The following is a 20757-nucleotide window of genomic DNA, read 5'->3' on the forward strand; positions in this document are numbered from 1 at the left end:
TGTCATGACTTTGATACAAGAGTAAAGATTGTCTGTCAAGATGGTGGCTGGCTGTTCTCCATGCGTTCTCGAAATCTTCAAAGGGAAGCCAACATGAGGGACACTAATGGCAGTAGCACCGTATGAGACATTGGCATTCGCGCTGTTTGCCGTTATCACGGTGGGGAGCAGTTTGGGCGTCGTGCTCGTGCGCGACGTGTGGCACTCTGCCCTCTTACTCGGGATAGCGCTTCTTTCGGTTGCAGCGCATTATGTCATGCGTCAAGCGGCGTTCGTCGCCACGATGCAGATACTCGTGTACGTCGGGGGAGTGTTGATCCTGGTCACGTTCGCAGTCATGCTCACTCGTGATGATCCGATCGAGGAGGCGGTATCATGACGACCCGACCACGATTACAACTCGGGCGGCATCTCTTATCGGGACTGGCCGCCGTTGCGCTGTTTGCCGTCATGGCGGCAGCGTTTCTACCGGCGCAGTTCCCGCCAGTACGAGGGTTCGAATCAGGATCGATCACCGCAAGCATCGGGTACGCGCTGTTCGATCTGAGTGGTCCGATCGCGTCGGAGTATTTCCTCGTCGCGTTCGAGATCACCGGCGTTCTTCTCGTGGCTGCGCTCACGGGGGCCGTGATGCTCGCGCGCCGAGAGAATGATTCCAACGCCACTGGTGTCGCTTCGAGAGACGTTCGTACTGACGGCGGACCCCAACCGGGGGAGGATCGTCGATGATTCCGTCCCAGTACTATCTCGTGCTCTCGGCGGCAGTGTTCTGTATCGGGCTGTTCGGCATCCTGACTCGTCGGAACGCGCTGATCTTTCTGATGAGTGTTGAGTTGATGCTGAACGCTGCGAACATCAACTTCGTCGCTTTTTCCATACAGAACGGTAACCTGACGGGACAGGTGTTCAGCCTGTTCACTATAGCGCTTGCCGCCGCAGAGGTGGCTGTCGGGATCGGAATCATCCTCGTTCTCTATCGGAACTTCAATGACGTGGACGTGACGACGGCAACTACGATGAGGTGGTAATCCTATGGCAGGAGCCTTCCAATTTGCACCGGCAATCGCTGCACTACCGTTCGTATCGTTCCTGATCGCGCTCTTTGGCGGTCGGTTCATGCCCAAAAGGGGCGCGTTCGCAGGCATCACGGCGACAGGAGGATCGTTGCTGCTCTCCGCGTGGATGTATTTCGCGGTGCTGAGCTCCGGTGAACCCCACTTGGAGATCGTTCACACGTTCATTGCCGTCACGGATCCGTTCACCCTTGAACTCGGCATTCTCATCGACCAACTGTCGGCGTTGATGTTGCTCATCGTTTCGCTCATCTCCTTTTTGGTGTTCGTGTTTTCGTTAGGCTACATGAACGACGAGGGAGAGACCGGTCTTCCCCGGTACTACGCCGGTTTGAGCCTGTTCAGCTTCAGCATGTTGGCGTTCGTCATGGCGTCGAACCTGTTCATGGCGTTCATGTTCTTCGAGCTGGTCGGGCTGTGCTCGTACCTACTCATCGGCTTCTGGTTTCGGGCAGACGCCCCGCCGTCGGCGGCGAAAAAGGCGTTTCTCGTCACCCGGTTCGGTGATTACTTCTTCCTCGTCGGCGTGGTCGGCGTGCTCGGGACGTTTGGCACGTCGGCGTTCGCTGGAGATGGAAGCTTCCCGGTGCTGGCAGAGCAAGTCCTCGCCGGTGAAACGGTTGGGATCAACACGTTCGGATTCGATCCTCAGACGTGGTTCACTATTCTCGGGCTGCTCGTATTGGGTGGCGTAATGGGGAAGTCGGCGCAGTTCCCGCTACACACGTGGCTTCCCGACGCGATGGAAGGTCCGACGCCCGTCTCGGCGCTTATTCACGCCGCGACGATGGTCGCTGCTGGTGTGTATCTCGTCGCGCGCATGTACGGGTTCTACGCGCTTTCACCGACTGCACTCGCCATCATCGCCTTCGTCGGTGGCTTCACCGCGCTGTTCGCGGCGACGATGGGCGTCGTCAAACGGGAGATCAAGCAGGTACTCGCGTACTCGACCATCTCCCAGTATGGGTATATGATGCTCGCGCTCGGCGTCGGCGGCTACGTCGCTGGCGTGTTCCACTTGACCACCCACGCGGTGTTCAAGGCGCTGCTGTTCCTCGGCGCGGGAGCGGTGATCGTTGCGATGCACCACGATGAAGACATGTGGAAGATGGGCGGGCTGAAAGACCGCCTGCCGGTCACGTACTACACGTTCCTCGCCGGATCGCTCGCGCTCGCTGGGATCATCCCGTTCTCGGGCTTCTGGTCGAAGGACGAAGTGCTGTTCGAGGCGTTGCTCCGCGGGATGGACAACCCGATCTTCTTCGCCGCCTACGCGATGGCGCTGCTCGGCGTGTTCTTCACCGGGTTTTACACGTTCCGGATGGTCTTCCTCACCTTCCACGGTGAGCCGCGCACCACTGTCGCAGAGGACCCCCATCAGTTTGGGTGGAACATGAAGTTCCCGCTGGTGGTGCTCGGCGTGTTGGCCACGGTCATCGGATTCATTAACATGACACCGATCGCGGAGTTGACCGGGGCACACATCGAGTTCCTCCATGTCTGGTTCGAACACGGTGGCGAGGCGCTCACCGTCGAACACTACGGTGCGTTGCTCGAACAGTGGGCTAACTACGGAGAGGTGCACGCAGGATCGGCGCTCGTGGTCGCCTCGGGGGCCGTCTCCTTGCTGTTCGCGCTCGCTGGCGCAGGGGCTGCACACGTCCTTTACAACGTTCCCAACCCGGACGAACACACGGACAAGCTCGGATCGATCAAGACGGTGCTGTTCAACAACTACTATCAGGACGAATATCAGGTATGGCTCGCAGAAGGTCTGACAGCGAACGTGGCCCGCGGCGCAGACACGTTCGATCAGGGGATCATCGACGGCGCTGTCAACAGTATTTCTGGCGTCTCGTTGTCGCTGGGCGACCGCACTCGCCGCATTCAAACTGGTGACGTCACCAACTACGCGACGCTGCTCACAGCCGGACTGGTCGTGTTGTTGGTTGCTGTCGGCGTCCTTGGGGGGTGGTTCGTATGATGATCGAGTTGCTCCTCGGCGTCTGTCTTGTCGGAGCAGTGGCCATCTTCTTGCTCCCAGACCGATACTCAGCGCGGCTGTCATTCGGGATCAGCCTGCTGCCGATCATCGGAAGCCTGTACATGTACGCCACCTTCGATGGCGTTGGTAACGCGCTGCTCGAAGGCAGCACACTCGCCTTCGAGACGAAGGTCAATTGGTTGAGTATCGGCCCGTACGAACTGTTCTATCACGTCGGATTGGACGGCGTGAGCATGCCGTTAATCGTGCTCACGACGATACTGACGACGCTCGCCATTCTGAGCGCGTGGACGCCTATCGATGAGCGTCAATCTCAGTTCTATGGATTGATGCTGCTGATGGAGGCGAGCCTCATCGGTGTGTTCGCAGCACTGGACTTTTTCGTCTGGTTCGTCTTCTGGGAGGCCGTACTCATCCCAATGTACTTCCTCATCGGCGTGTGGGGCGGTCCGCGCCGGAAGTACGCCGCGATCAAGTTCTTCGTCTACACGAACGTCGCGTCGTTAGTGATGTTCGTCGGCTTTTTCCTGTTGGTGTTTGGACTCGGTGATTCGATTCAGACGCTGGGGTTGCCAGCGATCGCGCAGGCGCTCTCAGCACCCGGTGCTGTGGAATCGATTGCGGGAATGCCTCCCAACACGGTGAAGGCGGTCGCCTTCTTCCTCATGTTCGCCGGCTTCGCGGTGAAGGTGCCGGTCGTTCCGGTGCACACGTGGCTGCCTGACGCCCACGTCGAAGCACCGACACCGGTGTCGGTGATTCTGGCAGGTGTGCTCTTGAAAATGGGGACGTACGCGTTGCTTCGGTTCAACTTCACGTTCCTTCCGGAGATCGCACAGCAGTACGCGCTGATACTCGTCGCCTTCGCGGTTGTGTCGGTAATCTACGGCGCGTTGCTCGCGCTGGCCCAACAGGACCTCAAACGCATCGTTGCCTACTCCTCCGTGTCGTCGATGGGATACGTGATCCTCGGACTGGTCGCGTTCACGCTGTACGGACTCGGTGGCGCGACGTTCCAGATGATCAGTCACGGACTGATCTCGGGGCTGTTGTTCCTTGGTGTCGGCGTCATCTACAACACGACCCACACCCGAATGGTCGGTGACATGAGCGGACTGGCCGACCGGATGCCGGTCACTGCCGGCGCGATCGTGGCCGGGTCGTTCGCGTATATGGGACTTCCGTTGATGTCCGGGTTCGTAGCCGAATTCCTCGTGTTCAGTGGGTCGTTCTCTGCAGACTTCGCGTACGCGCCGCTGCTCACAGCGATCGCCATGTTCGGTATCGTCATCGTCGCGGGCTACTACCTGTTTGCGATGCAGCGGACGCTGTTCGGACAGTTCAGCGTGAGTACCGACTACGAAATCACCCGTGCGTCCGCTCACGACGTGGTACCACTCGTGGTCCTCATCGTGTTGATCATCGCGCTCGGGTCCGTTCCTGAGATCGTCTTCGACATGATCGAAGGCGCAATCAGACCGATGACCGAACTCACGGCCACTCAGCAGGCCGATACCGGCTCCGAGATGCTCGGACTCGGTGTTTCGTTCCTCGGAGGTGTTTTGCTATGAGTGTTGCAACCACGATCATGACGCCGACCACCCTGACGGCGTCGGTGTCAGCATCGAATCAGCCGTTACAGCTCGGACTCGGTAGCTATGAGGGAATCGCGCCGATGATCGTCCTCGGTCTCACGGCGCTCGCGCTGTTCACGGTCGACAGCGTGTATCCCGACTCAACGAACAACACGCTGTTGTCGGGTCTGACCGTTGTCGGCTCACTCATCGCGTTGGTTATCACGGGGACGCAGCTGGTGACCGGCGTCGAGTCGACGGAGTTGTTCAGCGGCCAGCTGGTCGTTGACGAGATGAGCTTGTTTTTCACGTTCATCTTCACCAGCGTCACTGCCCTCATCGCGCTCGCCAGTCACGAATACATCGGTGACCGGGAGTATCAGGGCGAATATTACGCGCTGGTAGTGCTCGCAGCCATCGGCATGACGCTTCTTGCGAATTCGAACAGTTTCGCCACGGCGTTCATCAGCCTCGAACTCGCGTCACTGCCGTCGTACGCGCTCGTCGCATATCTCAAAGACAATCGCGGCAGCGTCGAAGCCGGAATGAAATACTTCCTCATCGGCGCGCTTTCGTCAGCGGTGTTCGCCTACGGGATCAGCCTCGTTTACGGCGTGACGGGGAGCCTCCTGTTCACCGACGTTGCAGCAACGCTCACCGAGGGCATTGACGGGAGCCTCACTGGCGTGCTGGGAATCGGTGTGGTGATGATTCTCGGCGGTGTGGCGTTCAAAACCGCGAGCGTTCCGTTCCACTTCTGGGCACCGGAGGCCTACGAGGGTGCACCAGCCCCCATCTCTGCGTTTCTTTCGTCAGCATCCAAGGCCGCCGGGTTCGTGTTGGCGTTCCGGATCTTCATCACCGCGTTCCCGGCCGACGCGATCGCCGGTATCGACTGGGTGCTGGCGTTCCAGATCCTCGCGCTGGTGACAATGACGCTCGGCAACTTCGCCGCGGCCACCCAAGAGACGGTCAAGCGGATGCTCGCGTACTCCTCAATCGGTCACGCAGGCTACGTGCTCATCGCACTCGGCGCGTTGACGGGCGCGGCAGATCAATCGTTCGTGCTCAGTGCGGGCATGATCCATTTGCTCGTGTATGGGTTCATGAACACCGGTGCGTTCCTGTTCGTCGCGTTGGCTGAACACTGGGGCATCGGGCGCACGTTCGAGGATTACAACGGACTCGCGAAGAAAGCGCCGGTGGCCTGTGCGGCCATGTCCATCTTCCTGTTCAGTCTCGCTGGACTGCCGACCGGCGGCGGGATGCTCTCGAAATACTTCCTCTTGCTAGGTGCCGTCAATGCTGAGGCGTACGTGCTTGCAGTCGGACTGATCGTCAACAGCGCCCTGTCGCTGTACTTCTACTCTCGGGTGGTCAAGGCGATGTGGATCGAAGAGCCGGCAAGCGACCTCACCATCGATGGGTATCCGACCGGACTGTACGCTGCGATCGTCGTGGCAGCGGTCGTAACGTTCTTGCTCCTCCCGGCACTCGCCATCTTCTCCGATCCGGCACTCACCGCCGGTAGCGGACTGTTCTGAACGCGACTTCGTTTTTATTTCGTCTCTTCGTAGCCTCAATTCACGAATGAGCACAGGGTGGGGACTGAAAGAAGAAGTATTTACCGGCCGACTCCACTATGGAGTGTATGGTAACCCGGCTGGTGCTTGGGTGTGGGTCACTCGGGCAACTGCTGGCCGATACACTTGATGAGCGCCCTGATGAGTTACAGGTCATTGTCGGTGATACGGCTCGGGCCGAAACGTTACGTGGTGACGGCATTCCGGCTATCCAGACCGACGAGTTCTCACCGGAGGTACTCCGATCTGTGCGTACTCCGCCTGTGGATTCGATTCTCGTTGCGAGCGACGACGCACACCAGAACCACCAGGCAGCACACACTGCGCGAGCCGTGTATCCACAAGCGATGCTCCTTGTGTATCTGGGAACCAACGCCAACGACCAGATCCGCTCGGAACTATCATCGATCGCTGACCGCGTAATCGATCCAGGGGCAGCGATCGCAGAACAGGTACTCGCCTCCGCCGGTCGGCAAGGCCACCGCGTTCGACAGCTCCACCGCACGCTCCGAGCCATCGACGGCCGGCTTGCCGTTGTGATGCACGACAACCCCGATCCGGACGCGATCGCAAGCGCGCTCGCGTTGGTGGATCTCGCGGAACGGGTGAACTGCCCGGCCGACGCGTGCTACTCTGGCGACATCACCCATCAGGAGAACCGCGCGCTCGTGAACGTCCTTGATTACGATCTGCTTCGCTGCGATGACGACGCGATCGATCTCTCTGAATACGGTGGTATTGCGCTCGTCGATCACGCGCGTCCGGGGGTTAACGATCCCCTGGCAGCGGGGACCGATGTCGACATCGTCATCGACCATCACCCGCCACGAAAGCCCGTCGAAGCGCGATTCGTCGATCTTCGGAGCGATGTCGGCGCGACGAGCACGCTTCTGGTCGATTATTTCCAACGGCTCGACATCGTACCCAAGGCATCGATCACGACCGGACTGCTGTTCGGAATTTGGGTCGACACGAAGCAGTTCAGCCGCGAGATCGCCGTCGACGATTTCGAAGCTGCGGCGTATCTCACGCCGTTTGCGGATATGAGCGTTCTCGCGCAGATTGAAGAGCCCCAGATGACCATCGAAACGTTCGAAACGATCGGGCGCGCGATTCGAAATCGCACGGTCAAGGGGTCGGTACTCACGAGTTGTGTGAAATTCTTTCGTGATCGGGACGCGATTGCGCAAGCATCCGATCGGTTGCTAGACATCGACGGCGTCACGACCACGCTCGTTTACGGCATTCGGGACGACACGGTGTACGCGTCGGCTCGGACCAGGAGCACCCCACTCGACGTGGGTGAGACCCTCCGCGACGCGTTCGACCAGATCGGCGACGCCGGTGGACACGCGGATATGGCGGGCGCACAGATCCCGCTCGGATTCTTGGGCGTTATTGAGGACGAGGAAGTCACTGATGACAAACGTGAACACCTGATCGAAACCGTTCGAACGGTCATCGACGAACGGTTTTTCGAAACGATTCGGGAACGGCCGTCGTGGCAGCGAACCACTGCTGGCGCCGGTTCCGTCTATTGGTGATCACCGACCTGAACGAGTGACTTACCGTCGTCCCGACCGGGAAACATTTAACCAATACATACGTACACGAATATAATGGAAGACAGCGAGGGGGGCAAACCCCGCGTGAAAGATTACATGACCCGAGAAGTCGTGACCGTCAGCCCGGACGAGACGGTCGCTGACGTCGCTCGACGTATCGCTGAGAATGAGGGCCATAGTGGATTCCCTGTGTGCAACGGTCGATATGTGCAGGGAATTATCACCGCGCGTGACCTCCTCCTCGCTGACGACGAGGATCCGATCTTCACAGTGATGAGCGAAGAACTCATCGTTGCTCATCCGGAGATGGACATCACCGACGCCGCACGGGTTATTCTTCGTTCAGGAATTCAAAAGCTGCCGGTTGTTGACGACGCGGGGCACCTCGTTGGGATTATCTCAAACGCCGATGTTGTCCGGAGTCAGATCGAGCGGGCGACTCCCGGCAAGGTCGACAAGCTCGTGCAGACGCTCAAGAACATCCACGGCGTCGATATGCGCAAACTCCGTCGGACTGTTTCGTTGTCGGAACTCATTCCGACTCAGGGAAAGGTGTACACCGACGAACTGGAGGGCCGGGTGTACGAACTCGAAAACGGTCTGGCTGAGCCACTGGTCGTGATCGACAACGGTGGCCGGCGACTGCTGCTCGCTGACGGCCACCACCGCGTGAAAGCCGCTGCCCGCCTCGGGATCGAGGAAATGGACGCGTACGTCATCGTGCTCAAAGAGCCGGTCGAGTTGGGGATGGCCGAAACGGCTCGAAAAGGCGAACTAGAGAACATTGACGACATCACTGTCGTCGACTACGCCCATCACCCACTCATCGAGACGACAACCCGCCTTCAATCCGACTCTCGGTGACCGCGCTCGGTTCCGAGTTCTCAACGGCTATACCCGTTCGGATCACTTCTCCGTGTATGGAGTTTGGCGTGATAAGCACGGCAGGGATCGCACAGAAATCAGTCATCCCCGCGATACGGAAGTCAGCTCATCACCTTCGAGGGATCGCGTCTCGGAGCGAGAACGCGGCACAAGTGACTGCCGACGCGTTCGACATCCCGCAGTGGTATCCGAGCTACGAGGCGCTGGTAGACGACGACCGATTGGACGCGGTGTACATTCCACTTCCGAACGCGCTCCACGCAACGTGGGTGAAGCGAGCGGCTGACGCCGGATTGCACGTGCTCTGTGAGAAGCCGCTCGCGGTCGATGCGGACGCGTGCCGGGAGCTACGACAGTACTGCGCTGACCGTGACGTGAGCCTCATGGAGGGTTTCATGTATCGGTTCCATCCCCGAACCCAGCGGGCGTTCGAGCTCGTTGACAGCTCGCTCGGCCGGCTCACGTCGTTCCGGTCGAGTTTCAAATTCCCGCTCCGTGGGCGACCGGACGACATTCGGCTCGATCCACAGCTTGCTGGGGGGAGTCTCATGGACGTGGGCTGTTATCCCGTTAACGCGGCGCGGCTCTTTCTCGGTGAACCGGCCGCCGTTACCGGCGTGTTACACGACGCCCGTGACGCTGGCGTCGACACGTCCATGACAGCTCTCTTAGAGTACGAGTCGGGTCTGTGCGCAACGGTCGAATCGAGTTTCGACACACAGATGGATCAGTATTACCGGATCGAAGCCGAAAACGGCTGGGTTGAGACACACACGGCGTTCGACATCGACAGCACCGAAGCGGCAACGCTCGAATACGTAATTGACGGTCGACGCGGCACGGAGCGCTTCGATCCCGTTGATCAGTACGAACGGGAGATCAACCACTTCGCGCGCTGTGTCGCTGATGGCCGCACGCCCGAAACGGACGCCCGCGACGCCGCAAGAAACATGGCCGTTCTCGACGCGATCGTTCGAAGCTCCGAATCGAACGAACGGATCGAACTGTAACCGTTACTCCTCCAGTTGTTCTCGGGCTGCGTCGACCCCGGCCGAGACTGAGCAGTCGACGCCGACCTCGTTTAGCGCTTCACCGACCGTCTGTACGCCACGCAGCACCTGCTCGGTTGTGAGGTTCCCCATGTTGCTCACCCGGAAAATCTCGCCACCCAGGTGGGCTTGGCCGCCGCTGATGGAGACGTTTCGTTCACCAACCGCGTCGAAGAACTCCTCGGGCGATTCTTTCACCAGTTCGGGCAGGTCGATCGCCGTGAGTGTGTTCGAAAGCTGGGTCGGACCCTCGACCGTCGGGAACGAATCCAGCCCGAACGCCTCGAACCCAGCACGGAACGCCCGTGATTGTCGCCGGTGACGGCGGATGCGACTCTCCATTCCCTCATCACGAATGTTCTCGACAGCGACCGCGAGCGCTCGGAACAACGGAACGGCGCTGGTAAACGGCGTTTGGTCGTCCTCCGATTTCCGGAGGTGCCAGTCGAGATCCGCATAGAACGGTGCCGACGCACCGTCGGCAGCCGCAGCCGCCCGATCAGTGACGTAAATCGCGCTGATGCCCGGCGGAGCAGCGAGTGCTTTTTGAGCGTCGGTGAGCGCGACATCGACGTGCCAGTCGTCGATGTGGAACGCATCGCCGCCGATGCTCGTAACTCCATCAACGACAAACAGCGCGTCGTGTTCGGCCGCGAGTTCACCGACTTCTGCGACCGGATTGAGAAGCCCCGTGCTCGTCTCGTTGTGGACCATCGTGACGAGGTCAGTGTCGTCAGTGATCGCTCGGTCGACCGCGTCGAGGTCGAACGACTCGCCCCACTCGACTTCGACGGGGGTGACGTGGGCGTGGCGCTCCGCGATCCGCTTGAACCGCCGGCCGAACTTCCCGTTGACGAGAGTGACAACCTCACTGTCGGTGTCGGTGAGATTCGCAACGGCCATCTCCATTCCCATTGTCGCTGTTCCGTTGAGGATGAGACTCGTTCCGTCTCCAGTTGTCCGTCCGTCGAGTGTCGACTGGCTGAACACGTAGTCGAGGCCGCGCTGTGCGCGTTCGTAGGTCGCTTCGAACGCCGTCGACCGGTGTGACACCAGCGGTTCGTCCATTGCCCCGCGCACGTCGTCTGTAAGCGGTACTGGTCCCGGGTTCAACAGAAGGAACTCCTCCGACATACTCACACCTACCCCCTCGAAGGGATAAGCACCGCCTTTTCTCACAATCCTCGCCGTTTCTGGAGCTATCCCCACGGACGGAGTTCCCGCCAGTCGTCGGTCCAGACGGCGACACAGCCGATCGCAAGCGCCGCGATCCAGCTCAAAAGGGCTGTCACGATGTAGTACAGCGACCCGCTCGTTGGTGCATCTAACGATCCATTCACCATCGCCAGCACGGCAAACACGAGAGCGGTCGTCCACCCAAACCGCAAGACCGGCTCCGTTTTGCTGTTCGAAAAATAAATAATAAAGGTCGCACACGCTGTCAGGAGACCGCTCGCGTACAGCGGCAACCTAAACGGCTCGTTGATCAGTGTGACAGAAAGTACAGTGGTGAGACCGAAGGTTATAGCACCCATGAGAGCGATCCAGAGGGTCACGAGCTGGTCGATTTTCGCAAACCCGTTCCGGATGTTCTGGAGTGCGCTTTCGTCGCTCATGACTGGTCGGTGAAAGCGTACAGCGTCTGGTCGAGCACGACGTACAGCGTAGAGCCTGCAAGAACTGACGCGTCGATCGATGTGGACACGTGGTCCTCCCCGACTTGCACGCGAAACCGTTCCGCTCCGGTTTCTGTGTCGAGGGCGGCGACGCCGTGTTCAAGGCTAATATACAGTGTCTTGTTAGCGAGTGTTGCTGTCCTTCCGCCAAGAAGTCCGTGAATCTGCCTGCGCCACTGTACGTCTCCAGTCTGCCCATCAAGCGCGAGAACCTGATCGCGCCCGCTGAGTGTGAGATACACTGTCGATCCATCAGAGACAGGTCTGAGGTCGAAGTCAGGCTCCGCCACTGTCCGTCTCCATCGAATCGATCCATTGTCTACATTCAGAGCACACAGCGTTCCGACCCCGCAGTAGACGGTGTCGTTCGTGATGCACGGCCCGCGGCTCAGGTCACTGTTGTCGATATCTCGGGTCCATTCAACGGAACCGGACGACGCTTCGACAGCACCGAACTGTCCGTCTTGACCGAGCACTGGGCCGACGACGTATCCTTGTGCGTACGCTTGGGGGTGGACACCCGTGCCCGCCTCCGTCTTCCAGCGCTCAAGTCCCGCTGTGGCATCCACAGCCACGAGTGGCTCGCCTAACGACGAGAAGTACACCGTGGTGTCAGTAACAAGCGTCTCGTCAGGACTGAAGTTCGTTTCGTACCCCCACAGTGGACTGCCGTCAGCTGGATCGATAGCATATAGGACGGTTCTAGTCGTTCCCGAGACGATGAACAGTCGGTCGTTGCTGAGTGCCGGTGGCGCTCGGATCGACAGCGTGCCATCGTTCCACGGATGCAGGCCATCGGTCCATGGAAGCGTACCAAGTCTGTTCGTCTGCCACTGTCGTTCTCCAGTTTCTGCATCAACCGCGAGCAGCTTGTCGTACGTCGAGAGATATATCTGCTCTTCCGAACAAACGGGTCCTCGAAACGACGAATCCGTGTCTTCGAACGTGGTTTGCCACGCGACGGCCGGCTTTTCTGTGGGACCATCAGCCTGCGTGTCTCCGGTTCGTGCCGGATCGTGTCGTTCCATCGGCCACGCGGGACGTTCGACCGACTCCGTAGATTCGACAGACTCCATAAACCACTGCCGAGGGAGCGCAACGCTTCCGATGGCCGCGCTGAGACCGGCCGCGAGGGCCTTGCGCCGGGTGATCGGAGACCGTTCTCTGGGCATGTATTGATCTCTTGTTCTATTGTATTATCTGTTTATCTTCTATTATAGGTAGACAGACAAGAACGCCGAAAGAAACGCTGCAATCATGAAACGGCTCGTCGGGCCGCTTTCTCTGGATAGGGCTGCTCAGTTTGAGCGTGAGATGGCGATCGACGGAAGCTCCGGAGACAAACCGTGACCGCTGTCAGTTTGCTGCGATCTTAGAATGGACTCAACCGATCACTCAGGATAGGCCGTTTCGAGCAGCTCGGGATCGTCTCGCAGCGCGTCACCGACAGGAGCGATGATCTCGGCAATCTCGCCTGCAGCAGCGTTTTTCAGATCCTGTGGGTGGAGTTCCTCACTGAGGAAATCCGCTTCGAGTTCGTCGTAGCTCTCATACACGAGGTCGCCGCCGAACTTCTCAGGGCGCTCGATGTGGAAGGATTCGCCGCGCTCTTCGAGCACCGGGAAGAGGAGGTACCGGACGTATTCAAGCACGCCGTTGTCCTCCGTCTCACCTTGTGGACAGTACGCTTGGTTCAACTTCTCTTGGACCGCTTCGGGATCGTCCGTCAGGCCCACTTTCGAGGATTCGTCCGAGGCGCTCATCTTCCCGCCCGAGAGTCCCGACAGCAGCGGCGCGAACGCACACACCGGCTTCTCATAGCCCCACTCAGGGAGCAACTCCCGAGACAGCATGTAGATCCCTCGCTGATCGATGCCACCGTAAGCCACGTCGGCCTCAAGCGCCGCGACATCGAGCGACTGCATCAGCGAGTAGAGCACGCCGCCGAGCTTCGGATTCTCGCTCTGGCGGACGACTTCGCTGCCAGCGCGTTGGGCGCGCTTGATCGTCGTGTCGGCCGCCATCTGGAGGAGTTCGAGGGTGTACTCCGAATCGAGTTCGAACTCGCTCCCGCGCACGAACGTGAGCTGGTCGGCCGACGCGCCAGCGGTCTCGATCATCGCCTTGATCGCCGTCCGGTAGTACCGTGACCTAGCGTCGAGTAGCTCGAAGGGACTCTTTTCATCGTCTAAGTGAGCGTGGAGATCCGCAATCAACACCGTCACGTCGAATCCTGCCCGAATGAAATCCGCGAGCTTCCGGATCGTGGTAAAATGGCCGATGTGCATCTCGCCAGTCGGCGCGTAGCCGATGTACACGGTCGGCTGCTCACGGGCCAACAACTCATCGAGTTCCTCCTCAGTAACGATCTCCTCCGTGTAGCGGGTCATGAGCGCCCGCCGCTCGGCGGTGTCCATGCCCTCGCTTTCTTCGTGGGTCGAATAAATGGTTCGCTACGAACGCATGGGAGTGATCCTGCCACACCACCGCGTCAAGCTGCCCGGCGGGAGACAGATCCCACGGTTTCGTCCGCTCTCAGTCGTCGGCACTCGCTATGGGTGCACTCACGTCGATCGTTCCGGCGTCCAGTTCCTGCTCGATCTCGCGGGCCGCTGCGACCATGTTCTCCATTTTGCCGTAGGCGATCTCCCGCGGGAGCAGTTTCAACCCACAGTCTGGACTGATGGTGAGCTGCTCAGGCGGCACGACTTCTAATCCCTTCTTGATGTTCGCTTTGATTTCCGAGACGGATTCGACCGAGCCAGTGTGAACGTCAACGACGCCCAACGCGAGGTCTTTCGTGAACTCCGTCTCTTTGAACACCGACAGTTGATCGTAGTCGCCGTTAGCAAGTTCGAGATCGTACTCGTGGACAGGATACTCAAGGATTTCGGGGTAAATGCGCGAGTAATCCCCATAACAGACGTGCAGCCCCAGCCGAACGTTCTCAGGGATCCCCCCAGCAATGGTTTCTAAACACTCCCCGACGATGGCGTGGTCGTTCGGCGTGGTCGCAAGCGCGGGTTCGTCGATCTGGATATACCGCGCGCCGGCATCGACGAGTCGCCCAATCTCTTCGTTGACCAACTCGGCCACGTCGTACGCCAGTTGCTCCTCAGTTTTTTCCGTCTCGTTGAAACTCCAGTTGGCGAGCGTGTACGGTCCCGTGATCGGCACTTTGACGGGCCGGTCAGCGACGCCGTCAGTGAACGTGAATTCGTCGACCAGCCACGGTTCGTCGTACTCGACATCGCGCGTGATCGAGGGTTTGTCGAAGTAGTTGTGTCCCCAGACCTTCACCGGACCGTTGAACTCGTATCCTTCGATCCGTTCAGCGAAGTACTCGACCATCTCGGTACGGCGCATTTCGCCGTCGACGACGACATCGAGTCCGGCGCGTTCGTGTTCGTCGGTGATGATTCGCGCAGCGTCGTCTGTGGCTCCCTGCCACTGCTGTCGGTCGAATTCTGCGTCACAGTCCAGTTCATCCTCGTAGAGTTCCCGAACACGGTTGAGCCATTTCGGTTTCGGGTAGCTTCCGACGACAGTCGTCAGCAGGAAGTGATCGTTCGGGTGGCCCTCCGGTCTGAACTGTTCGCGTGTGTCAGTCATCTATGCGTGCACCTCCTCAGTGGTCGCTGCCTCGCCAAGCGCGTCCAGTTTCTCCTCAAAACGGTTCACGGGCAGATAAAACAGCCCAGTGTTGGGCGTCGCGTACACCGTCTCGAAGTCGGCTCCTGGGGTGCTCTCTTGGACCCACTCGATCCGCTCGCGGATCGTTCCAACTGTCTCCACGCGGGTGTTCTGCCCGTCGACGACGCCGAGTGCGATGTCGTCTTTCGTTCCGTATTCGTTGATGTTGTACAACGATTCTTCGTGGTCGGTCACGAAGTCGTACCCCACAGCGTCGATGTCGGCGTCGAGTAGGTGGGCGTGGACCTTCTCGGGCAGCGCGCCGAAATACGTTTGCACGACAACGTCTGTGTCGATCGCGTCCGCTACCGTGTCGATCGCTTCGCTTGCTGCGGCGTCCTGTCCGTCCCCTGGTGGCGTTTCGACCAGCGATGGTTCAAGAACGAACAGCGTTTCGACCGACGGGAACGATTCGATCTCTCCAGCAAGGAACTCCGCCAGCGCGCCAAGAAACTCTGCTTCATCTCGATAATACTCGTCGCTCGAAAGCTTAGAAAGCGAGTACGGTCCCGGAACGACCGCCTGCAACCCATCGACATCTCCGACACTGGCGAGGTCAGCCGCCATATCTCCGCTTTCGGTCAACTCGCCGGTAACGACCGGCTCCCGATAGAAATTGTTGTTGTCGTAGTACCGAACGATTCCCCCTGTCTCGACGTTGTCGTGGACAGTCAACGGGTGGGCGAGCATGTCGTCCCAGCGCGCCTGCCCCTCAACAATCCGATCGAGACCCGCCGCCTGCTGGCGCTCGACCAGTTCGGTCCGGACGCGGTCGTACACCGCAGAAACGTCTGTACCCTCCTCACCGTCGACTAGATCACTCTTCTGATGACCTTTCAGATCCGACAGCTCCGTTTTTGCCGGATCCGGGAGCGGGAACAACCCCGGCGTGGATGCGACTACGTTCACCATTGGAACCGGCTACGCAATCCCTACAAATAATATTTTCTACTGCGTCTAATGTTTCAGGGTAATTTCGAAGACGACGAGCGTTTCGAACGGGACTGACTCCTCCTCAATAATCGTGGTCTCACAGTTGTTTTCGTTTGCGCGTTCGGTGACGGCGTCGAGATCAGACAGCGTGCTGACGAGGAGGTACGCCCGTCCGGACGGACTGAGCACTGATCGAAGCGCGTCGAGAACGTCGTTGATGACGGCCCGACCTGTGGGACCACCCGAAAGGGCGTACTCCATCCAGTCGTCCCACTCCTCGTCCGGATCAGTCGGCAGATAGGGGGGATTACAGAGGACCACGTCGAATGAGCCACAGATCCCAGAGACGAGATCCGTGCGAACGACATCAACGCCGTGGTCGCGGGCCTGTCGGCACGCGTGTGGATTGACGTCCGTTCCCACCACGGTCGCTCCCGTCCGTTCCTGAACGGTCGCAGCGACGTAGCCCGATCCCGTTCCGACATCGAGCACTCGATCGTCAGCACAGATGTGCTCACACGCAGTAGTGGCGAGCAGGTGCGAGTCCTCGGCGGGTTGATACACCTGTTCGATGTCGCGTTGTTCGCGCAGGTCAGTCACGTCCATCCACCGTCGGCTCGCCGTGTTCGAACGCCGACCGAGCCAGCGCCGCGAACTGTGTTGGTGAGAGATCTCCGGGACGTTTGCGCAGTGTTTCGTCGTCAACGGCAGCCACGACGTTCTCGGGTTCCGTGAGGTTCGAGATGTGTGCCGTGTTGCGGATCGCGTTGCGAACCGTCTTTCTGCGCTGCGTGAACACCGCCGTCACGAAGTCCAAGAAAAATGCATCGTCGGGGACCGTGTACGCCGGGGAACGGGGCACCACTTGAACCACGGCGCTTTCGACGGGTGGTGCGGGCGAAAACGCTTCTTGAGGAACTGGCTCGACGATCTCACTCTCCCCGTAGTGGCCGGCTGTGACCGACAGCCGGCCGTACTCGTCGGTCCCCGGATCGGCGGCCATGCGCGCGGCGAACTCCCGCTGGACCATCACCACCAGCGGAATGGAACGCGGGAGCAACCGGAACAGAATGTCACTGCTCGCACTGTACGGAAGGTTCGACACTGACGCGGTCGCGTCGGGCAACTCTACGTCGAGCGCATCCCCTTCGATGACCGTCAACCGATCGGCAGCAATGGCGTCCTCAAACTCCGTTCGGAGAAATTCTACAAGCGTCGGATCGCGTTCGACGGCCGTCACGCGTTCGCCGTGGGCGAGCAATCGATCGGTGAGTGCTCCCGTTCCCGCTCCGATTTCGAGTAGATGGCTCGTGTCGGTATCGGTCGGGAGATAGCCTGTCAGCCGATCGAGCACACGGTCGTCAACAAGAAAGTGTTGGTCGTAGTCCGGTTCACCGGCCACACCCGCCCGAGCGATGAGCGCATCGGGATCACGAAACGACCGAGAAGACGAATCTTTCATCGTTCCGTCGTACGCTGTGGCGTCGCAAAACGGATTCGCTATCGGGTGGTGATCAGCCGACGAACGACCGATATTTCAGGTCCTCCTCCCGAAGTTCCTCGTGGATCCGTTCTCCGAGGATTTCGCGGGGGCTGTGCAAGCCAGAGACGCGGTTTTCGAGGTCATCGAAACTCTCGAACGGCTCGCGTTTTCGCTCCTCTAATATGTTGTTCCGGAGCTTCTTCCCGATACCGGGCAGTAGATTCAACTGGTGAAGGCGGAGTGTGATCGGCTGGGCGTCGTTGTAATACTCCACGAAACGCTGTTCATCTTCGTCGATGATCGCTTCGATAGCGTATTCGATCTCCGAGCGCGCGCTGGTCGTGAGCTCGTCGTAGGAAACGGGTCGGGTTCGATCGACGTTGTCACCGTCGAGTGCCACCGTATCACCGATCGACACAGACGCGTCGTCGCTTAGTACACATTCAAGCAGTTCGAACTCTTCGACGCCGATAGTGTATGCAAGCGACGGCTTCTTATACTGGGGACGATCGTCGTCAGGACGCCCATGGGGCAGGTAGTCCAATACGACTGCGGAACTCGACTCCCCGCTTTCGGCATCACTCATGTTCCGTACAAAGGCGACCATCTACTTAAGTGAACTACCCGGAACATTGGTATGGAACCGCCACAGGAGACCCGTCGGAGACCGATCGCCTGAGATCACACGTATTGCGCGATGCTGTTTAAGATCTCGTCGAGTTCCTCGCCCGACAACGAGTACCGCTCTTGGGCGTAGACGGCACGGAGTTCGTCCCGGGTTTGCGGGAGCAGGTTAACGATTTTGAACGCGGTCTCTGTCTCTACTTTCTCGTGTTCCTGTAGTTCCTCGACGAGTGCGCGCGAATCGTCGGCACTCAGCTCGGAAAAGCGATTGACATGCTCGATGGCGCGCGCGAGTTCATAGCGCATTTCCCGCTCTTCGTCGGCTGCGCGCTCAGCTTCGATCTCGGCGAGCAACTCTTTGACCTCCGGGATCGTGAGGTGCTCCTCCTCGATCTTCTCTTTGAATATTGTCATCTCTGCCGGCGAAGGTGAGCTGGACGGGAAATGAGCGTCTTCTGTGTACCGCCGTCGGTGACCTGCACCTTGAACGCTCGACCCTGTTTTCCGACAACTTCTCCGGTGGTTCCGTCAAAACGAGGATGGAACCGCCCTTCGTGAACGCTCGGATCGATCTTGAGGTGAACTGTTTCGCCCATCTCGAACTCTTCGACCTGCTGTTGGGGCGGTGTGGTTCCCCTGTCCCGTGGGTCGTTCGAGAGCTTATTGCGGGTGCTGTTAAAGGGTCCGTTGGAACTCGGCATTTCCAGTACGTACCCCGGTGAGAGATATAAAAGGTGCGTTCTGCGATCGCGCGCTCCCTCCTGACGGACTGTCGCTCTTACGCCAGCGGGACGAACCGGAACAGGAGATACGCTCCGACGGTTGCGATGCCGGGAACGAGGTTCTGGAGCGCGATAACCCTCGCAGTGGTGCCGGGCTCGAAAAGATCCTCGGCGCTGGGTAGATCCGCGGGATCCTCTTCACCGATGGCTGGAACGTTCTCGGCGTTGCCGTTTTCGCTATCGTTCACGCCGGCCACAACGGGGTTTGGACGACCAACGGTCGGTACGCCGGTGTCCTCTCCCTCTGCGGCCAGTGCCCCGACTGAGACGCTACCGTCGGTTCCTTTTCGGACGGCGTCGGTCGCCGTGACCGTGCGGGTGGCTCGGCCCCAACCGAGTCCGAGGATCGACATCGTTGCGATCACGACGAAACTCGCGGGGATGCCAAGCCACGAGAGAAAGCTAACGAGCACTGCCGTAACGAATTCCACGACGACCGCTGCCAGTAACGGTAGTTCAGTGAGATCGTTTCCGACGGTGTCGAGCGTGCGGCGTCCAATGGTCAGCCCACCGAGCCCGATCGCAAGCCCGCCAAGCACGACGCCCTGTTCCATTCCGATCGCTTCGTATCCGACGAGCGGTGCGACGGCGTTGGCAACGTTGCTCGCTCCCGCAGAAAACGCCATTGCACAGCCGATAACGACGACGACGGCCGTTCCCAACACCTCCCGCTGGGTGGTGCCAGGACCGAACGCGATTCGGGGGATCGCCCCAGAGCGATTTAGGTGGAACAGCGGCCCCTGGGTCTGGGCGATTTCGAACTTCGCTACCAGTTTGGGATAGAAGTAGCGGCCGACGACGCCGCTGACCCAAAACGCCAGAATGGGGGCGACCAACCACCAGACCACGATCCAACCCATCACCGCCCAGTTGAGTTGCCCGGTCGCCAAGCCGAGTCCTGCGATAGCGCCGACCGCTGTCATCGATGTGGAGGCCGGCACACCGAACCAGTTCGAAATGAGGAGTGCGAATCCGATGAAAAAGAGGATCGCAATGCTGGCCTCGATCGAAAACAGCCGGGCGGGAACAACATCTCCGCCGAGCGTCTCGACGACGTTCGGGCCGAGAATCCACCCACCGAGCAACGCGAACAGCGCCATCAATCCGCCAGCAGCCAGCTTCGAAAGTACGTTGCTTCCAACTGCCGGACCGAACGCGGCCCCAGTGTTAGATCCGCCGATGTTGATTCCGACGAAAACCGCCATTACGAGTCCGATCCCGAGGAGTATGACATTCACCATCGTGTAGAACCTACACACGAACCATTATGATTCGTTCGTGGCGCGACCAAAACGACCCTCTTATCACTGCCACGGGCCGGGAAAAAGTGAAAACGTCTCAGATGCGACCGACGTTTTCGACAGAAACGCTTTCAACGCCGTCGACACCGTCAAACGCGTCTTCTACCGTTTCGGTTCCGCCTGAATCGTCGGGAACGATGACGGTCGGCACGAGCGCGACGAGACCGAACGCGACATCATCGCGTTCGAACCCGTTGATCTTGGCTCCTTCCGGAAGCGAGTTCTCGAGTCGCTCTTGAAGCTCGTCGAGATCGATATCCGGACTTTCCGGCATGACCTTGATGTTGGCTGCGACTTTTCCCATGGTTCTCTCGTTATGGTCCCGTGAATCCGCAGTCTGGACACTCATAGAGGTTGCTCTGCTTCCGGCAGCGTTCACACCGGTGGAGCTGGTGGCCACACTCCGGGCAGTCGAACGACGCCGCGCTCAACCCGGCAATGTTAATGCCACACGAGGTGCATTTGCGCTGTGCTCGCTGTTCTGCGCTCATATCCGTCGTGAGTGGACGACGAGGTATAATTGTTGTTAAA

23 protein-coding genes are annotated in these 20757 nt (G+C 59.4%); 9 read left to right on the forward strand and 14 right to left on the reverse strand.

The features are described 5' to 3' along the window. Nucleotides 1-106 precede the first annotated feature (106 nt). The 9 genes from EIK79_RS01095 to EIK79_RS01135 all read left to right on the forward strand — a co-directional run bounded on the left by EIK79_RS01095 (nt 107) and on the right by EIK79_RS01135 (nt 9695). Nucleotides 107-379 carry an NADH-quinone oxidoreductase subunit J gene (locus tag EIK79_RS01095; RefSeq protein WP_124953294.1) on the forward strand — a complete coding sequence of 91 codons (273 nt, stop codon included), beginning with the start codon at nt 107-109 and terminating at the stop codon, nt 377-379. Beyond that, nucleotides 376-729, forward strand: a complete 354-nt coding sequence (locus tag EIK79_RS01100; RefSeq protein WP_124953295.1) for an NADH-quinone oxidoreductase subunit J family protein — start codon at nt 376-378, stop codon at nt 727-729. Before EIK79_RS01095 ends, EIK79_RS01100 begins: the two co-directional genes overlap by 4 nt. After that, nucleotides 726-1028 (forward strand): NADH-quinone oxidoreductase subunit NuoK, encoded by a 303-nt coding sequence (gene nuoK / locus EIK79_RS01105; RefSeq protein WP_124953296.1) that lies wholly within the window; start codon nt 726-728, stop codon nt 1026-1028. The genes EIK79_RS01100 and nuoK overlap by 4 nt, the downstream gene beginning before the upstream one ends. Before the next feature lie 4 nt (nt 1029-1032). Further along, on the forward strand, nt 1033-3057 hold the full coding sequence (gene nuoL, locus EIK79_RS01110) for an NADH-quinone oxidoreductase subunit L (protein WP_124953297.1): 2025 nt from the start codon (nt 1033-1035) through the stop codon (nt 3055-3057). Continuing rightward, a complete protein-coding gene (locus EIK79_RS01115; protein WP_124953298.1) occupies nt 3054-4649 on the forward strand; it encodes a complex I subunit 4 family protein in 1596 nt (531 codons plus the stop codon). The genes nuoL and EIK79_RS01115 overlap by 4 nt, the downstream gene beginning before the upstream one ends. A 104-nt stretch (nt 4650-4753) precedes the next feature. Next, nucleotides 4754-6196 (forward strand): NADH-quinone oxidoreductase subunit N, encoded by a 1443-nt coding sequence (locus EIK79_RS01120; protein WP_233737899.1) that lies wholly within the window; start codon nt 4754-4756, stop codon nt 6194-6196. 107 nt (nt 6197-6303) lie between these two features. Then, nucleotides 6304-7779: a DHHA1 domain-containing protein gene (locus EIK79_RS01125; protein ID WP_185715468.1), complete on the forward strand. Its 1476-nt coding sequence runs from the start codon at nt 6304-6306 to the stop codon at nt 7777-7779. A 75-nt stretch (nt 7780-7854) separates the two neighbouring features. After that, the gene (locus EIK79_RS01130; RefSeq protein WP_124953300.1) at nt 7855-8664 is read left to right on the forward strand and encodes a CBS domain-containing ParB/RepB/Spo0J family partition protein; all 810 of its coding nucleotides are present in this window, start codon (nt 7855-7857) and stop codon (nt 8662-8664) included. Nucleotides 8665-8720: 56 nt separating this feature from the next. Beyond that, nucleotides 8721-9695: a Gfo/Idh/MocA family protein gene (locus EIK79_RS01135; RefSeq protein ID WP_124953301.1), complete on the forward strand. Its 975-nt coding sequence runs from the start codon at nt 8721-8723 to the stop codon at nt 9693-9695. A 3-nt stretch (nt 9696-9698) separates the two neighbouring features. On the opposite strand, the gene EIK79_RS01140 is transcribed toward EIK79_RS01135, so the two are convergent. The 14 genes from EIK79_RS01140 to EIK79_RS01205 all read right to left on the reverse strand — a co-directional run bounded on the left by EIK79_RS01140 (nt 9699) and on the right by EIK79_RS01205 (nt 20717). Beyond that, the gene (locus EIK79_RS01140) at nt 9699-10868 is read right to left on the reverse strand and encodes a pyridoxal-phosphate-dependent aminotransferase family protein (protein WP_124953302.1); all 1170 of its coding nucleotides are present in this window, start codon (nt 10866-10868) and stop codon (nt 9699-9701) included. A 65-nt stretch (nt 10869-10933) separates the two neighbouring features. After that, nucleotides 10934-11350 (reverse strand): hypothetical protein, encoded by a 417-nt coding sequence (locus EIK79_RS01145; RefSeq protein ID WP_124953303.1) that lies wholly within the window; start codon nt 11348-11350, stop codon nt 10934-10936. Beyond that, nucleotides 11347-12582 carry an outer membrane protein assembly factor BamB family protein gene (locus EIK79_RS01150; protein ID WP_124953304.1) on the reverse strand — a complete coding sequence of 412 codons (1236 nt, stop codon included), beginning with the start codon at nt 12580-12582 and terminating at the stop codon, nt 11347-11349. Before EIK79_RS01150 ends, EIK79_RS01145 begins: the two co-directional genes overlap by 4 nt. A gap of 219 nt (nt 12583-12801) precedes the next feature. Then, complete coding sequence (locus tag EIK79_RS01155; RefSeq protein WP_124953305.1) at nt 12802-13827, reverse strand: tyrosine--tRNA ligase; 1026 nt, start codon at nt 13825-13827, stop codon at nt 12802-12804. 118 nt (nt 13828-13945) lie between these two features. Next, complete coding sequence (locus tag EIK79_RS01160; protein ID WP_124953306.1) at nt 13946-15022, reverse strand: methionine synthase; 1077 nt, start codon at nt 15020-15022, stop codon at nt 13946-13948. Further along, entirely contained in the window at nt 15023-16015 is a 993-nt protein-coding gene (locus tag EIK79_RS01165; protein ID WP_124953307.1) for a 5-methyltetrahydropteroyltriglutamate--homocysteine methyltransferase, read from the reverse strand. It lies immediately after the preceding gene. A 45-nt stretch (nt 16016-16060) separates the two neighbouring features. Beyond that, nucleotides 16061-16642: a HemK2/MTQ2 family protein methyltransferase gene (locus tag EIK79_RS01170; protein WP_124953308.1), complete on the reverse strand. Its 582-nt coding sequence runs from the start codon at nt 16640-16642 to the stop codon at nt 16061-16063. Then, complete coding sequence (locus EIK79_RS01175; protein ID WP_124953309.1) at nt 16629-17498, reverse strand: 16S ribosomal RNA methyltransferase A; 870 nt, start codon at nt 17496-17498, stop codon at nt 16629-16631. The genes EIK79_RS01170 and EIK79_RS01175 overlap by 14 nt, the downstream gene beginning before the upstream one ends. Before the next feature lie 52 nt (nt 17499-17550). Then, entirely contained in the window at nt 17551-18105 is a 555-nt protein-coding gene (locus tag EIK79_RS01180) for a DUF655 domain-containing protein (protein ID WP_124953310.1), read from the reverse strand. 95 nt (nt 18106-18200) lie between these two features. After that, complete coding sequence (locus tag EIK79_RS01185) at nt 18201-18557, reverse strand: RNA polymerase Rpb4 family protein (protein WP_124953311.1); 357 nt, start codon at nt 18555-18557, stop codon at nt 18201-18203. After that, nucleotides 18554-18844 (reverse strand): 50S ribosomal protein L21e, encoded by a 291-nt coding sequence (locus EIK79_RS01190; RefSeq protein WP_124953312.1) that lies wholly within the window; start codon nt 18842-18844, stop codon nt 18554-18556. Before EIK79_RS01190 ends, EIK79_RS01185 begins: the two co-directional genes overlap by 4 nt. Nucleotides 18845-18921: 77 nt before the next feature. Continuing rightward, nucleotides 18922-20166 (reverse strand): inorganic phosphate transporter, encoded by a 1245-nt coding sequence (locus tag EIK79_RS01195; protein ID WP_124953313.1) that lies wholly within the window; start codon nt 20164-20166, stop codon nt 18922-18924. A 97-nt stretch (nt 20167-20263) separates the two neighbouring features. Further along, entirely contained in the window at nt 20264-20530 is a 267-nt protein-coding gene (locus EIK79_RS01200; protein WP_124953314.1) for an elongation factor 1-beta, read from the reverse strand. Between the two features lie 10 nt (nt 20531-20540). Beyond that, nucleotides 20541-20717, reverse strand: a complete 177-nt coding sequence (locus EIK79_RS01205; protein WP_124953315.1) for an HVO_2753 family zinc finger protein — start codon at nt 20715-20717, stop codon at nt 20541-20543. Nucleotides 20718-20757 lie beyond the last annotated feature (40 nt).

It is taken from the genome of Halocatena pleomorpha (genome assembly GCF_003862495.1).
GTDB classification, from domain to species: Archaea; Halobacteriota; Halobacteria; order Halobacteriales; family Haloarculaceae; genus Halocatena; species Halocatena pleomorpha.

Coding starts and splice junctions, on each gene's coding strand:
- EIK79_RS01115 (WP_124953298.1), top strand. CDS start 3,054: ATGATGATCGAGTTGCTCCTCGGCGTCTGTCTTGTCGGAGCAGTGGCC.
- EIK79_RS01200 (WP_124953314.1), bottom strand. CDS start 20,530: ATGGGAAAAGTCGCAGCCAACATCAAGGTCATGCCGGAAAGTCCGGAT.
- EIK79_RS01130 (WP_124953300.1), top strand. CDS start 7,855: ATGGAAGACAGCGAGGGGGGCAAACCCCGCGTGAAAGATTACATGACC.
- EIK79_RS01095 (WP_124953294.1), top strand. CDS start 107: ATGGCAGTAGCACCGTATGAGACATTGGCATTCGCGCTGTTTGCCGTT.
- EIK79_RS01195 (WP_124953313.1), bottom strand. CDS start 20,166: ATGGTGAATGTCATACTCCTCGGGATCGGACTCGTAATGGCGGTTTTC.
- EIK79_RS01175 (WP_124953309.1), bottom strand. CDS start 17,498: ATGAAAGATTCGTCTTCTCGGTCGTTTCGTGATCCCGATGCGCTCATC.
- nuoL (WP_124953297.1), top strand. CDS start 1,033: ATGGCAGGAGCCTTCCAATTTGCACCGGCAATCGCTGCACTACCGTTC.
- EIK79_RS01150 (WP_124953304.1), bottom strand. CDS start 12,582: ATGCCCAGAGAACGGTCTCCGATCACCCGGCGCAAGGCCCTCGCGGCC.
- EIK79_RS01120 (WP_233737899.1), top strand. CDS start 4,754: ATGATCGTCCTCGGTCTCACGGCGCTCGCGCTGTTCACGGTCGACAGC.
- EIK79_RS01190 (WP_124953312.1), bottom strand. CDS start 18,844: ATGCCGAGTTCCAACGGACCCTTTAACAGCACCCGCAATAAGCTCTCG.
- nuoK (WP_124953296.1), top strand. CDS start 726: ATGATTCCGTCCCAGTACTATCTCGTGCTCTCGGCGGCAGTGTTCTGT.
- EIK79_RS01100 (WP_124953295.1), top strand. CDS start 376: ATGACGACCCGACCACGATTACAACTCGGGCGGCATCTCTTATCGGGA.
- EIK79_RS01155 (WP_124953305.1), bottom strand. CDS start 13,827: ATGGACACCGCCGAGCGGCGGGCGCTCATGACCCGCTACACGGAGGAG.
- EIK79_RS01180 (WP_124953310.1), bottom strand. CDS start 18,105: ATGAGTGATGCCGAAAGCGGGGAGTCGAGTTCCGCAGTCGTATTGGAC.
- EIK79_RS01135 (WP_124953301.1), top strand. CDS start 8,721: ATGGAGTTTGGCGTGATAAGCACGGCAGGGATCGCACAGAAATCAGTC.
- EIK79_RS01170 (WP_124953308.1), bottom strand. CDS start 16,642: ATGGACGTGACTGACCTGCGCGAACAACGCGACATCGAACAGGTGTAT.
- EIK79_RS01185 (WP_124953311.1), bottom strand. CDS start 18,557: ATGACAATATTCAAAGAGAAGATCGAGGAGGAGCACCTCACGATCCCG.
- EIK79_RS01205 (WP_124953315.1), bottom strand. CDS start 20,717: ATGAGCGCAGAACAGCGAGCACAGCGCAAATGCACCTCGTGTGGCATT.
- EIK79_RS01145 (WP_124953303.1), bottom strand. CDS start 11,350: ATGAGCGACGAAAGCGCACTCCAGAACATCCGGAACGGGTTTGCGAAA.
- EIK79_RS01125 (WP_185715468.1), top strand. CDS start 6,304: ATGGTAACCCGGCTGGTGCTTGGGTGTGGGTCACTCGGGCAACTGCTG.
- EIK79_RS01165 (WP_124953307.1), bottom strand. CDS start 16,015: ATGGTGAACGTAGTCGCATCCACGCCGGGGTTGTTCCCGCTCCCGGAT.
- EIK79_RS01140 (WP_124953302.1), bottom strand. CDS start 10,868: ATGTCGGAGGAGTTCCTTCTGTTGAACCCGGGACCAGTACCGCTTACA.
- EIK79_RS01160 (WP_124953306.1), bottom strand. CDS start 15,022: ATGACTGACACACGCGAACAGTTCAGACCGGAGGGCCACCCGAACGAT.